This window comes from Chryseobacterium sp. FP211-J200 (assembly GCF_001643375.1).
In the GTDB taxonomy this organism is placed as follows: domain Bacteria; phylum Bacteroidota; class Bacteroidia; order Flavobacteriales; family Weeksellaceae; genus Epilithonimonas; species Epilithonimonas ginsengisoli.
Genome location: NZ_LSHB01000011.1, coordinates 128,607 through 142,822 on the forward strand (window position 1 = coordinate 128,607; position 14,216 = coordinate 142,822).

At 36.4% G+C, this 14,216-nt stretch carries 13 protein-coding genes; 7 read left to right on the forward strand and 6 right to left on the reverse strand.

Annotation, left to right across the window (positions count from 1 at the left end; genetic code table 11):
- The first annotated feature begins 68 nt into the window (after window positions 1-68).
- Complete coding sequence (locus AXA65_RS04675; RefSeq protein ID WP_063968954.1) at window positions 69-311, forward strand: T9SS type A sorting domain-containing protein; 243 nt, start codon at window positions 69-71, stop codon at window positions 309-311.
- 83 nt (window positions 312-394) lie between these two features.
- Here AXA65_RS04675 and AXA65_RS04680 read toward each other — a convergent pair whose 3' ends face one another.
- The 3 genes from AXA65_RS04680 to AXA65_RS04690 are packed head-to-tail and all read right to left on the reverse strand — an operon-like array spanning window position 395 to window position 2,861.
- Window positions 395-1,198 carry a hypothetical protein gene (locus AXA65_RS04680; RefSeq protein WP_063968955.1) on the reverse strand — a complete coding sequence of 268 codons (804 nt, stop codon included), beginning with the start codon at window positions 1,196-1,198 and terminating at the stop codon, window positions 395-397.
- Complete coding sequence (locus tag AXA65_RS04685; protein WP_063968956.1) at window positions 1,195-2,034, reverse strand: hypothetical protein; 840 nt, start codon at window positions 2,032-2,034, stop codon at window positions 1,195-1,197. The genes AXA65_RS04680 and AXA65_RS04685 overlap by 4 nt, the downstream gene beginning before the upstream one ends.
- Before the next feature lie 2 nt (window positions 2,035-2,036).
- Window positions 2,037-2,861 carry a hypothetical protein gene (locus AXA65_RS04690; protein WP_063968957.1) on the reverse strand — a complete coding sequence of 275 codons (825 nt, stop codon included), beginning with the start codon at window positions 2,859-2,861 and terminating at the stop codon, window positions 2,037-2,039.
- 283 nt (window positions 2,862-3,144) lie between these two features.
- Here AXA65_RS04690 and AXA65_RS04695 point away from each other — a divergent pair, with 283 nt between their 5' ends.
- Window positions 3,145-4,008 carry a tyrosine-protein phosphatase gene (locus AXA65_RS04695; RefSeq protein ID WP_063968958.1) on the forward strand — a complete coding sequence of 288 codons (864 nt, stop codon included), beginning with the start codon at window positions 3,145-3,147 and terminating at the stop codon, window positions 4,006-4,008.
- 62 nt (window positions 4,009-4,070) lie between these two features.
- Here the strand turns inward: AXA65_RS04695 and ccsA are convergent, their stop codons facing one another.
- Window positions 4,071-7,313: a cytochrome c biogenesis protein CcsA gene (gene ccsA, locus AXA65_RS04700; protein ID WP_063968959.1), complete on the reverse strand. Its 3,243-nt coding sequence runs from the start codon at window positions 7,311-7,313 to the stop codon at window positions 4,071-4,073.
- Between the two features lie 327 nt (window positions 7,314-7,640).
- Between ccsA and AXA65_RS04705 the strand changes: the two genes are divergently transcribed.
- From AXA65_RS04705 to AXA65_RS04725, 5 genes are all read left to right on the forward strand, one after another.
- Window positions 7,641-10,139, forward strand: a complete 2,499-nt coding sequence (locus AXA65_RS04705) for an FtsK/SpoIIIE family DNA translocase (protein ID WP_063968960.1) — start codon at window positions 7,641-7,643, stop codon at window positions 10,137-10,139.
- 128 nt (window positions 10,140-10,267) lie between these two features.
- Window positions 10,268-10,999, forward strand: coding sequence for a hypothetical protein (locus tag AXA65_RS04710; protein ID WP_063968961.1), 732 nt, complete (start codon window positions 10,268-10,270; stop codon window positions 10,997-10,999).
- Between the two features lie 175 nt (window positions 11,000-11,174).
- On the forward strand, window positions 11,175-12,254 hold the full coding sequence (locus AXA65_RS04715) for an erythromycin esterase family protein (protein WP_165596562.1): 1,080 nt from the start codon (window positions 11,175-11,177) through the stop codon (window positions 12,252-12,254).
- 72 nt (window positions 12,255-12,326) lie between these two features.
- Complete coding sequence (locus tag AXA65_RS04720) at window positions 12,327-12,632, forward strand: hypothetical protein (RefSeq protein WP_063968963.1); 306 nt, start codon at window positions 12,327-12,329, stop codon at window positions 12,630-12,632.
- The gene (locus tag AXA65_RS04725) at window positions 12,633-13,079 is read left to right on the forward strand and encodes a phosphohydrolase (RefSeq protein ID WP_034978845.1); all 447 of its coding nucleotides are present in this window, start codon (window positions 12,633-12,635) and stop codon (window positions 13,077-13,079) included.
- A gap of 70 nt (window positions 13,080-13,149) precedes the next feature.
- Here the strand turns inward: AXA65_RS04725 and AXA65_RS04730 are convergent, their stop codons facing one another.
- Window positions 13,150-13,887, reverse strand: coding sequence for a DUF2490 domain-containing protein (locus AXA65_RS04730; protein ID WP_228391620.1), 738 nt, complete (start codon window positions 13,885-13,887; stop codon window positions 13,150-13,152).
- Window positions 13,888-13,894: 7 nt separating this feature from the next.
- Window positions 13,895-14,065 carry a hypothetical protein gene (locus tag AXA65_RS19820; protein WP_165596563.1) on the reverse strand — a complete coding sequence of 57 codons (171 nt, stop codon included), beginning with the start codon at window positions 14,063-14,065 and terminating at the stop codon, window positions 13,895-13,897.
- Between the last annotated feature and the right edge of the window lie 151 nt (window positions 14,066-14,216).

Sequence of the window (14,216 nt, forward strand, 5' to 3'; positions counted from 1 at the left end):
TAAAATCAAAATGTACAGATGATCTTCACAGCATTTGGAGAGGTCCTATATATTCAACTGTTATAAAATTGGGAACTGATGAATCTTCTCTTACAAAAGTATCAGTTTATCCAAACCCAACAAAAGATTTTGTCAATATCAATTCTTCTTCGAAAGTAACAAAAGTAACTATTTTCAGTGCGGATGGAAAACAATTGGCAGAAGATTCTTCCACGAAAATCAATATCTCTAAACTACCAGCAGGTATTTATCTTATGAAAATCGATTTTGCTGATGGGAAGTCTTCAACTCAGAAGATTGTGAAACAATAATTTTTCTAAGGAATAATAAAAATTAAAACTAAAAAAAGAGCAGCATAGATTTATGCTGCTCTTTTTAGTTTGGAATGACAAATCTAATAAGGCTGTAGAACTGTCACAGTCATTGTAGATTGTGACATATCTTGATTCATGAATGTCAGATCCACTGGCGTTCCTACTCCCAGATTGACCAAATCTGTCCCAGAACCAAGATTTCTATTACTGCATGCAGCAGAAACTGTGTAAATTCCCGGATCCAGATTATCCAATGTCACATTGAGATTGAAGATCTTGTACGATCCACTGTCACCTCTTACAACATCGGACCTTACCGCTTTCAGTTCTTCAGGACCAGAATCTTTCTTCACATAAATTCCGCAGGCGAAACTTGCCGAGTAATTTCCACTTGGCGTAGCTCTTGCAATTTGGGCATTGGTTTGAAAAGACAAAATCGCTTTGGACTTTTTAGTAGTATCAGTAATACTGAAAGTGTCTGTATTACCAGATAATTTTGCCCAATTAGGAGTCGTAGTATTTGTCGAAGTTGTAAATGCAGAATTGAGAAGATAGGCATTTGTGGAGCCCGTTGTTGAAAATTTCATACCAGTCCTGTCCGTGGTTGTATTAAGATAGGTATATGTCAAACTTCCCGTCCCGTCTGCAATTTTGATTGATTTATATTCATCAGAAAGCAATATAGTTCCTGTCACGCTGAATATTTGACCATCTGTTCCAGCTGAACCTTTTGTGGTATCAGTTCCATTGAGTCGAAATTCTTTTCTAATATTAAGTCCGCCATTCACGTCCAATGTTTTCTCTGGGGTCAAAGTTTTTATACCCACTTGTGAATATCCGAAGGCACAAAAGCTCAATAAGAAGGATGTATAAATTGTTTTCATAGGATTGAGAATATATCTGTAAAGTTTTCTGGAACTTCATAAACGTCCACTTTCAAAGAGGCTTGCGTCATGAAGTTATTTACGTTATTGGCTGCGGTCATGGATGGAACTCCTATTCCGAGCACAATATTGTTGTCGGTTGTATACCTTGCACATGCAACTCTGACAGTATGATCACCTTTTGAAAGGTTAGACGCTCCACCTATCTGATTGTGCGTCAGAAATGTACTTTCTGCAGTATTGGAAGTGAACAACGTGTTCAATCTAATACTCTGAAGCTTATCATCTACAAAAATACCACAAGCATACATTTGGTTGGAGCCTAATATTGCCGTATTATTTTGCTGAACGACGGTCTCAAATTGAAAGTAAACCTTACTTTCAATACTATTGACAACAAAAGGTTTTGCAAGACCAGTGATCTCCTTGAATCCTTTTGTAGTGATCAATGTTGTGATATCTGCCCCTTTGACAAGATCGGCAGCAATCGTAGCAGGCGAAGTTGCAGTACTCAATGAAACACCCTGTCCTGTTGTATTGGAGGCAGTATTGAAATCTTTAAATGAATCATTGAAAATCAAATAGAATTTGAAAGATTCATAATCTGGGACCTTGAGAGCCTTCCAAGTCGGCGCTACTCCAGCACCTCTTGAGACCAAGACCTGACCCGTTTGGCCTGGTGACAATACACCGTTATTATCCAAAAAAAGTTTCCCTTTCTTATTAAAATCTCCATTGACGTCAAGTGATGATTGAGGTTTTTCTGTCATTACACCTACTTGTCCGTAGAGTGTAGAAGCCAATAGGAATAGTATTAAATTAATTGTAGTTTTCATAATTATGGTGCAAAAATTATTAGTTGAGTGATATCGATCTTGAAAAAGGATTTCAAAGCAAAACTGTTGGAACCCGTATTAGCAACAGTTACAGAGCCAGATTGGTAAGTCGGGATGTTGGAACCGATGGAAAAGTAGTTATTAAGATCTATGGTAGCGATCTTCCGACAGGCTACATCCATCGTATAGACTCCAATCGGACTATTCTGTTCACTGTAATTCAGTGTGAACATATATTGCGTTGGTGTATTGCTGTAGGCCGCGCTAATTTTGTCAGGCCTCAAGGCAACGAGTTTGTTATCCTTGAAAATACCACATATAAACTTGACTGTACTTCCAACTGTAGAACCAACGATCTCGACACCGGTCTGGGTCTGATATACCAGTTTATTTTCGGAAAACTTGACCTCCATCTGCGTTGTGAGATTTGGGATCTTTGTCCACTTGCTATCCAGCGGGTCTCCAATAGAACTTGTATAGACGCCATCACCAGCAACTCCCGCAGAAAAATTTGTGATACCAAGCTCAGATTCGCTCAGATAGGTGTTGGTCAATTTATAAGTTCCATCTTCTACAAATGGTGCTTTCACATACTTCCATGTTGGCGGTAAACCTTCACCTTGAGAGACAAGAACTTGATTAGTTTCACCAGGATTTCCCTTGGCAAGGTCAGTTCCTCCCAGACTCAATTCGTTTCGTAAAGCAACATCACCGTTGACATCTAATGTCGAATTGGGTTTTTCTGTTCCGATACCTACTTGGGAAAAAAATTTAGACGAAAAGACAAGACTGCTTATTAGAAGTAAGCTTCCTACATATTTTTGCATAATAAATCATTTGTGTTGAGACAAAACTAAACAATGCTTTTTTAAACAAAAACTACAGACAAACCAATGATAAAGTGTTTGATTTACAATAATCTAAAAAATATTGGGTTATGAAAAGAAATAGTCAACCAATAATCATTTACCTTATGGTAGTTTCCTTAATTTTGACATGAAAAAAAAATTTTCATTTTAGATCTTTTTAACATTTATAAAGATTTCCTTAATCATTTGGAAACAAATCTGTTAACTTTAGATACTTTCCTTATCATAATAAATTGTAGTAATGAAGAATTTAGACTTTTTGCCAGTCTTACTTTTAGTGATCTCCTGTAAGTCACATATTCCCATAGAACCCGAATTTTCAAATCTTTCTAACAAAAATCAAATTGAAATAATGAAGGTCAATAATTTTAGATTTTTGGGCGGAATTAAAAATTTTGAAGGAAAAACATTAAGAGACAGTCTCATCTACAGAAGTGGAAATCTTCATCATTTGAAAAATAGATCTTTTGATGACCTAGAAAAACTGAAGATCAACAAGATCATTGACCTCCGAACAAAACAAGAAGTTGCAAAAGAGATCGATCATCTGCCTTCTAATATTAGTTATAAGAATTACCCTGCCTTGGAAGATAAGAACGATGAAATGAAAAATGCCAAAAAATTGGCTCTGAAAGGCAAAATAGGAAAAGATGACGCGGACAAAAGAATGCTTAGATTTTATACCGATTATGTATCAGAAAATCCACAGGTGATCAAGACAATTATCACAGAGATCCTTGACTCCGATCAACCTATACTCTACCACTGCACCGCTGGAAAAGACAGAACCGGAATGATCACTGCTTTAATTTTGAAAATTCTGAAATTCGATAACGATGTCATTTTTGAAGAATATTTGGTTTCAAATGATTTGAGAAAAAATGTCATTAATAAAAGATTGAGTCTCGCCAACAATCTACATTTCGTCTTCCCAAAACTTGACATTGGCGTTATAGAAAAGACAAGCTGGATCGAGCGCGACTATCTACAAGCTGCTTTTGACGAGATCGATACAAAATATGGATCCATGGACATTTACATTCACAAACAACTAGGAATTTCTGAAGCTCAAAGAGAGATTTACATCAAAAGGTTTTTGCATTAATATAAAAAGAGCAATCCAAAATTTGAATTGCTCTTTTTTATTTCTAATAATATCTTTTATCATTAAGGCTCAACTTGCGTTCTCTCATCCTTTTTGATCTGCAAGTCGTTATGCAGTTTTTTATACTTGAACCAAGCGAAAACCGATAATAAGATCATATAACCTATACTGACGTAAACCCAAAGTGGAAGCGGAATCGGATCTCCTTTGGCATAAGAATGCAATCCAGAAAGATAATAATTCACTCCGAAATAGGTCATTACCATCGAGCAAAATGCAAACATCGTAACGACGTGGAACGTGTATCTTCCTCTCAATCCTGGAACCAATCTCATGTGAATTACAAAAGCATAGATCATGATTGAAATGAAAGCCCAAGTTTCCTTTGGATCCCAGCTCCAGTATCTTCCCCAAGATTCGTTGGCCCAAATTCCTCCTAAAAAGTTTCCAATCGTTAATGCCAGCAATCCAATATTAAGGGACATTTCGCTTACGATAGCTAATTCTTTCAGCGTCGTATCGTTGTGTCTTTTGAAAGTATCTTTGTTGGCGATGATGTAGAAGATCAAAGAGATCATGGCAATTAACATCGATAAAGAGAAGAATCCGTAACTGGATGTAATGATCGCAACGTGAACTACCAGCCAGTAAGATTTCAGAACAGGAACCAATGGTGTAATTTGTGGATCCAGTGCAGAACCACCATGTGCAAATCCCATCATGATCACTGCCACCAAAAATCCTGCTGCAGGAATGAGCGTATTTGAGTTTCTGTACAAAGCATATCCTGCCGAGATCCCAACCCAAGAGATGAAGATAATCGCCTCGTAACCATTACTCCAAGGTGCGTGACCGGAAATGTACCATCTCGCCACCAATCCTAGAAAATGGAATGTATAACCAACTGCACCAATATAGATCAATGCTTTTATCACATTATTAAGAATCTTACTTGGCTTGAACAATTGTGCAAAGCCTAAAACCAAAAGCAAACCGCCAATCAGCGTGTAGAAAATCAACAATTTAAAGTTGATATCCAGTTTGTTTATCAGAACCTCAAGTTTCACTTTGGTTTCAGAAGGCACCACATTTTTGCCCCATTTCTGCTGATATTCTTCTACTTTTTTAAGCTCTGCATCCGCTTTTGCCCAGCTTCCACCTTGTGTCGCCAAAAGGACGCTTGACAAATAAGGTCCTAAAACAGCCTGCGCATTTTCGTCCGGTTCAAAAGTTGGGGTCATCACAGAGCTCCAAGTGTGATTGGAATCATTTTTCACAGGAACTGTTCGGAAATATTGGTAAGACATGATTCCGTTAAGAACCTGAACTTTGTCATTCAGTTTAATTACCGCTTCGTCATATCTTGTTCTTTCAGACGCTTTTTTACGGAACGCATCGTTGTAATCATCTTCCAATACGAAACGAAGATTTCCGTTTTTGTCTGCTGGGAATAATTTGATCAAACTGGTAAAACCTTCTTCTGTGGCTTTAGTTTTAGCTCTTAGGTCTTTTCCAACTTTACCTGCAGTTTCAATTTTGATGATATTGACCTGCGCCCAAAACATTGGGTCAATTGTCGCTGCCAGAAACCATTGGTTGGCATCCAGGTCTTGGAAATAATCTCTACTCGTCAATTTATGAAGAATGTCAATTGCTTGCGTGTTGGACGGTACGATACGACCTTCGTAATTTTGAACCAATAAGTAAGCAAACTTATCTGCGTGCTCTTTGTTGATCTCGATGTTCTTAACCATTGCATCCGCATCTATCACTGCAGGATTTCTATTTGGAGAAGTAGCTTGAGCTTCGGAATGGGAATGACCGTCGTGGCTTCCATCTTTTCCGTGCATATCGATTTCCTGAGCATTGAGTCCGAAACTTAATAAAAGTAAAAGAACTGCCGCTGCTTTTTTCCTGCTAATGGTTTTCAACATTTGGTTGAGACTCCAGAATCTTGAACCTTTCCAAAACATCGTCACAAACATTCCGATAAATAAGAAAGCGTAACCGATGTAACTAATCAAAGTTCCCCAGAAATCGTGGTTTACAGAAAGAACGGTTCCTTTTCTGTCCGGGTCAAAACTTGCCTGGAAGAATCGGTAACCTTTATAATTAAGAACATGATTCATATAAATATTGTAAGGCGTTTCTTTGCCTTCGTCCACGATTCTCACGTGAGATTCGTAAGCTGATGGTGAAGAACTTCCCGGATAAGTTTCCATAACGAATTTTTCTAATTTCAAAGCGAAAGGTTGTGTGAAATAAACTTTTGGACCGAAGCCTAACATCACGTCCAAACCATCGATTTTGATCTGTTTGTAGTTATTCGGATTTCCTTTTTCTACAACCAGGTCAACCATTTGTTTTGTTTTTGGTCCAGACACTTCTACTTTCAAGAGATCTGGAACGTCTTTATCTTTCTGTTTGTCACCTTCGTAATTGACCAATTTACCTTTTTTAGTTCCTTCCGGAATTACCAATTTCAATTGATCGATCGTATAAAGACTTCTCAAAACCAAAGGCTGGAATTCATCTTTTGTAGTTGTTCCGGTTGCTTTGGTTGCCATTGTCATAAAAGCAGCATCAACAGGTGTTTTGATGTAAAGTTGTCCCTCTTTCTTTTGGAATTCAACTGCGCCTTCAATAGCTGTTCTGTTGTAACTTACCAAAGTTCCATTGATATTCTGGACATCGCCTTCAGCCAAATATATATTTTGACGGCCTCCCATATCGCTGGTTGAAACCAGATGCAAATATTCTTTTCCTGCTCCAGCAACCAAACTGTCTTTCTTTCTTTGGATATAATCCACTGCTTTCACAACAATTTTTTCCTTTCCTAAGAAATCATAGGTTGCCTGAAAATCGTGGTGAAGTGGCGACATCAAATAAGGAACGTCGTGGTAATTTTGCTGTTCTCCTTTTTCTTCGATTTTGATTTTGAAGAAATGTTTGTCGGTGATGATCTCGTTATTGGTTTCGCCTTCACGAATATGCATTGTCCCTTCAAAACTGATGTATCGCGTAATTGCACCACCAATGAATATTAAAATAAAAGCCAAGTGGAAAACCAAGATCGGCCATTTTTCTCTACGGAAAAGTCTGTATCTGCCGATGTTTCCGATGAAATTTAATATTAATAAAAACATTACGGCTTCAAACCATTTGGCCTCGTAGATCAATGCCTTCGCCGTTGGTGTTCCGTAATCGTTTTCAATAAAAGTGGCAACGGCCATAGAAATAGCGAAAACCAGCAAGAGAAGAGCCATCGTTCGCGTGGAAATAAGAATATCCTGAATCTTTTTCATATGTAGATATCTACTGTTTTTTGTTTATCATGTGTTATCACCAGGTATTAACCAGTATTTGCTACAAGCGTAGTAGCTGGCGATTTCATTATGAAATTTATAGTTCACAAAAATAAGGATGATAAACCACAAAGGCATCAAAAAAAACTGTTTTTTGTCATTTTACAACCACGCACTCTTATTTTGAATCATTCTTGATAACTTGTTTTCGACTGAACAATAGATAGCTAAAATCCTTAACAGTTTAAAAAAAATAAAAATAAGCTTCAACAATTTATATCACTGATAAAAAACATTAAATTTGCAACTATTGACCTTTTTTGAAAAATGAACAACGACAAAAACACACCATCAAACGCTAGTAAAATCATCTCAAAACCAAGAATCATTTCTGGTATTACTTTTATCGTACTATCAGTCGTTTTAACGTTTTCTTTCGTTTCCTACCTCATGAACTGGAAAGCAGACCAGAGTCAAGCCGGGACCATGGCAGATAAAAACGTGGTTTCGTCGAATCTCTTTGGGAAAATCGGAGATTGGTTGGGCAATCTTTTTATCTTCGAAAGTATTGGTGTTGCAGCATTTGTTGTAGCATTTTTGTTTTTTGTCTTCGGAACGTTGATCTTCAAGAAAAACTATTTCAAACCTTGGAAAACCATCTCGCACAGTTTGTTCTTTATTTGCTGGACTCCGATTTTCTTCGGTGCTGTCACTGGCGGTGAAGGCGTTTTGGGTGGCGTTTATGGTTATCAGATCATGGATTATCTGAAATCTTACATCGGTTCAGTTGGTCTTTGGATGGTACTTTTTGTGAGCTTTGCTTTGTATTTTGTTCTAGAATTTAATTTGAGACCGAGTTCTATTAAGAATAAACTGAATGACATCAACGACAACACTTTCGGGAAACTGAAAGGTCTGATGCCGGATTCCAATGAAGATTTTGAGGCGGATGAAGATTTGGAAAAAGATATTGTTGCGGAGAAATTAGCCGTTAATGAATCGCCTGTAAAAACTGACAATGATTTCAGCAACATCAAAGTAACCCAGGATTTTGAACCGATCAAAACGCCTAATAAAACAACGTTTGTTGAAGAGATCAAGGAAACTCAGCCTGAATCGATCGTTCTATCAACTGAAACTCCGATTCAAAAACCAATCGTTGACAAGCCAATTATAATAGAAAAACCTGTTACAGAAACTCCAGTTGTAAAATCTAATGACGATATCACCCTTAACATCGAAGTAAAGAAAGAAGAAGTCTATCTTCCGAATGCCGAGCAGCAAAAATCTGACGAACTTGTAAGCAAACACGGCTTGTACGACCACAAATTGGATTTGGCAAAATTCCAAATGCCCTCTGTAGAATTACTGAAAGATTACGGCAACGAGGAGATCACGATCAACCACGATGAACTCGAAGAAAATAAGAACCGAATTGTTGGCCTATTAAAAACCTTCAACGTTGGAATTTCCGAGATCAAAGCGACGATAGGACCAACGGTTACACTTTACGAAATCGTACCAGAAGCAGGAATCCGGGTTTCTGCAATCAAAAAACTACAAGACGATATTGCTTTGAATCTTTCCGCATTAGGAATTCGTATCATCGCACCAATGCCAGGAAAAGGAACCATAGGAATCGAAGTTCCAAGAAAAAACCCTACCATGGTCTCTATGAGATCGGTTGTGGCTTCTCCTAAATTCCAGACCGCTGATATGGATCTTCCAATCGTTTTTGGAAAAACCATTTCAAACGAAGTTTTCGTGGCCGACCTTGCAAAAATGCCTCACCTCTTGATGGCTGGAGCAACGGGACAAGGAAAATCAGTTGGGATCAACGCAATTTTAACTTCTCTCATATATAAGAAGCACCCAAGCGAATTGAAATTCGTAATGGTGGATCCGAAAAAAGTGGAACTTTCCTTATATTCAAAAATCGAAAGACATTACTTGGCGAAATTGCCTGATACAGAAGATGCGATCATCACAGACAATGCAAAAGTGATCAACACTTTGAACTCACTTTGTATCGAAATGGATCAGCGTTATGACCTATTGAAAAATGCGTTCTGTAAAAACATCAAAGAGTACAACGCCAAATTTGCTCAAAGAAAACTGAATCCAGAAAACGGACACCGATATTTGCCATACATTGTTTTGGTAGTGGACGAGTTTGCAGATCTAATCATGACTGCAGGAAAAGAAGTTGAACATCCGATTGCACGTTTGGCGCAGCTGGCTAGAGCAATTGGAATCCACCTAATTGTCGCAACACAAAGACCGTCTGTAAACGTCATCACAGGTATGATCAAAGCGAATTTCCCTGCAAGGATTGCATTCCGTGTTATTTCGGGAGTCGATTCCAAGACGATTTTGGATTCGCCTGGTGCGGAACAGTTGGTTGGACGTGGTGATATGCTTTACTTCAATGGAAACGATTTGACACGTTTGCAGTGTGCCTTTGTAGATACGCCGGAAGTGGAGCGAATTGCAGAATTTGTAGGCGAGCAAAAAGGTTATCCGGACGCTTATCTTCTTCCTGAATATTCCAGTGACGAAGGGAGTTCTACTGTCGGCGCCTTTGACCCGAACGAGAAAGATCAACTTTTTGAAGATGCGGCAAGAATCGTTATTTCTACGCAGCAAGGATCAACATCAATGCTTCAAAGACAACTTAAATTGGGATATAACAGAGCCGGAAGAATTATGGATCAGCTGGAAGCGGCGGGCGTAGTTGGCGGTTTCAACGGTGCGAAGGCAAGAGAGGTTTTGATCTCTGACCTTGGTTCTTTGGAACGGTTGTTTGATGAATTGAAAGGGAGATAGATTTAAATTAAACCATAAATTGAGCGTTAAAATATATTAAATATTTTAACGCTTTTTTATTTGACGGATTTTATTTTGGATATTTGAAATTACATTTTCATTGTAATCAATAATTAACAAGACATAGTATGAAATTAATTTTACCACTTCTTTTTCTATTCTTTAAAATAACTGTTTTTGCACAATCAAATGAAACATTAAAAAATGTAAGGGCTAAACAATTACAGGTTCAGAATCAAGAAGAATATTTAGATTTTGAAAGAATGAAAAAAGAATTATCCGAAAAAGATGGCATCAATAAAGGACCTTTCACTTATGAAGTCTTTCCCTATCCAGACTATGACAGCATTAGTAACAAAACATTTTCTGGTATTGCTACTTTAGCAAATTTCTATGGCATCAACTTGAACGGAAAAAAAATAGTTTACACCAGTTTTTCTGAAAACAAAAACAAATTGAACTCTTATCGCATCAAAGAAAACAACAGAATATTCTTCACTATTTTAGTGTTAACAGATTATGTTGATGAAAAGGATTTTTCGTCTATGAAGACACAAATAGTTTCTAGGAATTTCCCAGATGTAATCGGTCAAGGTTTCATTAAAACTCAAAAAAACAAAATTGATTTTTCAGCATTTGCTACTATTGAGAATGATGAATTTGCCATCGTCAATATGAAACTTTACAATCTTAAATATGGGAATTTCATTTTGATTGCACCACAAAAAGATGGAAGTTTGAGAAGTCTTCAAATAAAACCGCAATCTGAGTTGACATCTGACATTTTGAAAAAATATATTGAGGGTCTTTTGGAAACAAAACAAACAATTGAGTTTTTTATTAATGATAAAACTATTTAAGTCAATGAAACTTAATAAGAAAATTAATAATATTATTTTCCTGCTTTGTGGATTGATTTTCCATGCGCAATCCACAAAAGAATTGAGTCAAGAACAGAAAGATTACATCACAAAATTTATTTATCCGCTTCAATCCTTTGACCCGAATTTTACAGATAATTCTGATTTGAAAATCTTGGATAAATTAATTGGCAATGCAAAAATTGTTGGCTTGGGAGAATCTACTCACGGATCTAGTGAAATCTATAAAATGAAAAACCGCATAAGCAGATATTTGATTTCTAACTCAGATTTCAATATTTTCTCTTTAGAAGCCAATATGCCGGAAAGTTTCCGAATGAATAATTACATCACAGAAAAAAAAGACAATCCAAAAGACTTACTTGAGGGAATGTATTTTTGGCTTTGGCAAACTAAGGAAACATTGGACTTTATTGATTGGTTGAAAAATTATAATGATGCATACAATTCACGTATTATATTTGATGGATTTGATATGCAATTTGCGTCAGGTGCATTAAATCAAATTCGAGATATTTACACTCAAAACAATATTAATGTTGATGAAATCAATGAATTAGAAAAAATATTGAAAGATGAAAATAGAGGACAAAGAAGTTATACAGCCAAAAGTCAAAAAACCATAGGAAATTTACTCGTAAAAATGAAACAAAAAAACGTCTCATTCAAAAGCCCTGAAGACAAGGCCAGATATTTGCAAAACATTCGAATTATTGAGCAAAAAATTCAAATAAACAGCATCGTTAAACGAGATCAATTTATGGCTGAAAATATCAATTGGATAATGGAAAATAATAAAAACCCAAAGTTAATACTCTCAGCACACAACTATCACATTTCTAAATTGAACTCGGAAAGAATGGGTTATTATGTTAATGAGGAATTTAAAAATGACTATGTCAATTTTGGATTTGCATTTTACGAAGGAACATATTCGGCAAGTGTTGACAGAAAAATAGGAACATTTGAAGCAGAAACAGCTCCTCCAGAAAGCTTAGAATATTATCTGAATTATTTGAACAAACCAATTTTTATTATCGATTTAAAATCTATCAAAAAAGAAAATAATCCTTTGGCAAAATGGATTCTAAAAGATATTCTTTTTCGAAAAACAGGTTCAGGAACTGATAAAAATAAGAAATCATTCAAATCAACAAATGTTAGCAACTCATTCGACTATTTAATTTTCATTAATGAATCTAGCAATTCTAATCTTTTAAAACAATACAACTAAAATTCGCTAATTAAAAAATCTCGTAATTACGATTTCTAATTCTTTTCGTAATTTCATTCAAAATTTATAACGATGAAAAAACTCATTTTATTTATAGCAACTTTATCCTTTGGATTAATATTCTCACAAAAATTAAAAGAAACAAAACCAAGCGAAAAACGAGAGAATAAGATTCCAACAAATCCTTATAACAAAGCGGATTCTACAAAATCTGATGACATCAAAAGAGAGAACAACAATGCTGCATTTTACAAAAATGTAGACTCTTCAAAAGCTTCCCAATACAGAATGTTGAACAAAAAGCCTAACGAACAATATTCGGAATTACCTCAAACTAAAGATTCAACCGAATTAAATAAAAAAGAAAAGAACAAATAAATGTCCACACACGAACTCCTCTACAAAGCCATAAAAATAGCTACCAAAGCGCACAAAAAACAAACCGACAAATACGATGCACCTTACTTAGGTCACGTTTTTCGCGTCATGAATGCCGGAAAGACCATCGATGAAAAGATTGTCGGTGTCCTACACGATGTGGTGGAAGACAACCCAGAATTCCCGTTAGAATTTCTCCGAGAAAAAGGTTTTCCTGAGCACATTCTCGAAGCTGTAGAATGTCTTACGAAACGAGAAGAAGAACATTTGGATTATGACGCCTTCGTTGCAAGAATTGAGAAAAGTCCGTTGGCAATTGCCGTAAAACTAAATGACCTTCGCGACAATATGGATCTCACCAGATGCACAACATTGCTAGAAGAAAAAGATTTGAAACGTTTCAACAAATACCTGAAAGCTTATCTTTATCTGATAGAGAAATATTAGAATTTTAAATCAAAAAAAAGGTCAAATAGAAAATGTTACTATTTGACCTTTTTAATTATATTTTAATGAATTAATCCACCATCGGGATCACAATATCTTTCTCCTCATCCGTTCCATCAATGGTGAAGTTGAGTGCGAAGTACAGGAAGTGAAAATTATCATTCCCTTTCGCAGCAAACTCTCTCTGGAACATATAACCCGAAGTCACAGACAAACTGTGGTTGAACTGATATCCAAACCCGGCAAAAGTCCTGTTGCGTTTGAAATTAGGATCCACAGGTCCAAGAAAGATTTCCTCAAAAGCATTCACAAAGAATGTTTCTTCCTGAATTTTATCTTTGTTAATTGGCAAAGTCGCGCTCAGTCGGTATCGGAAACGGTTGGCCTTGGTATGCTCACCCGTTTGGCTGGCGTAGAAATAGCGCTGCTCTGCCCTACCCCTGTGATCCAGCTTCAATCTGCCAAACCTTTGCGTAAACGTATATTGCAACCAGATCCGGAATTCTTCCTGAGAAATTTTCATTTTTTCGTAGGTACCATATCGTCCAAGACCTACAAAGATCTGATTGTTTTTAATAAAATTATAACCGATCCCACCTTTCGTCTCATAATAGTCGATCACCGTATAATCCCGTCTGGCTCTGGTTTGCAGCTCTACGTAAGCCATCCATTTAGGACTTGCTTTATAAGTAAAAGACATCATATTGAACCCAGAAAGATGATCTTGCGCAAAGACAAAACTTCCTATAAAAACGAATATTAAAACCAGCTTTTTCACGGCACAAATATAATCAAATACCAAATTCAAATGATAATTATTTGGGCGTAACCCTTTGTTTTTGCTCAGACGTTTCTACATCTCTAAAGAACGTTTCCAGTTCAGCAAAAAACAAGCGGGTCGGGCTGTCCGCTATTATCTTTTTGTCTGGAACATTTCCCATCCAAATTGATATTAATCCAAAGACAAAAAGGATAATCGCTTCCATCCCTTACGCGGCTTTGGTTATCAGTAGAAATTTAATCCATAAATTATATTTTCTTCTAGACATTAAGTTGTGTTTTTCTCTAAACAACTCGATTAAACCAAATACAAGTTGTGTCTTTCTCCAAACAACCAGATTAAACTAAATACAAGTT

Coding starts and splice junctions, on each gene's coding strand:
- AXA65_RS04680 (WP_063968955.1), bottom strand. CDS start 1,198: ATGAAAACAATTTATACATCCTTCTTATTGAGCTTTTGTGCCTTCGGA.
- AXA65_RS04685 (WP_063968956.1), bottom strand. CDS start 2,034: ATGAAAACTACAATTAATTTAATACTATTCCTATTGGCTTCTACACTC.
- AXA65_RS04690 (WP_063968957.1), bottom strand. CDS start 2,861: ATGCAAAAATATGTAGGAAGCTTACTTCTAATAAGCAGTCTTGTCTTT.
- AXA65_RS04695 (WP_063968958.1), top strand. CDS start 3,145: ATGAAGAATTTAGACTTTTTGCCAGTCTTACTTTTAGTGATCTCCTGT.
- ccsA (WP_063968959.1), bottom strand. CDS start 7,313: ATGAAAAAGATTCAGGATATTCTTATTTCCACGCGAACGATGGCTCTT.
- AXA65_RS04705 (WP_063968960.1), top strand. CDS start 7,641: ATGAACAACGACAAAAACACACCATCAAACGCTAGTAAAATCATCTCA.
- AXA65_RS04710 (WP_063968961.1), top strand. CDS start 10,268: ATGAAATTAATTTTACCACTTCTTTTTCTATTCTTTAAAATAACTGTT.
- AXA65_RS04720 (WP_063968963.1), top strand. CDS start 12,327: ATGAAAAAACTCATTTTATTTATAGCAACTTTATCCTTTGGATTAATA.
- AXA65_RS04725 (WP_034978845.1), top strand. CDS start 12,633: ATGTCCACACACGAACTCCTCTACAAAGCCATAAAAATAGCTACCAAA.
- AXA65_RS19820 (WP_165596563.1), bottom strand. CDS start 14,065: ATGGAAGCGATTATCCTTTTTGTCTTTGGATTAATATCAATTTGGATG.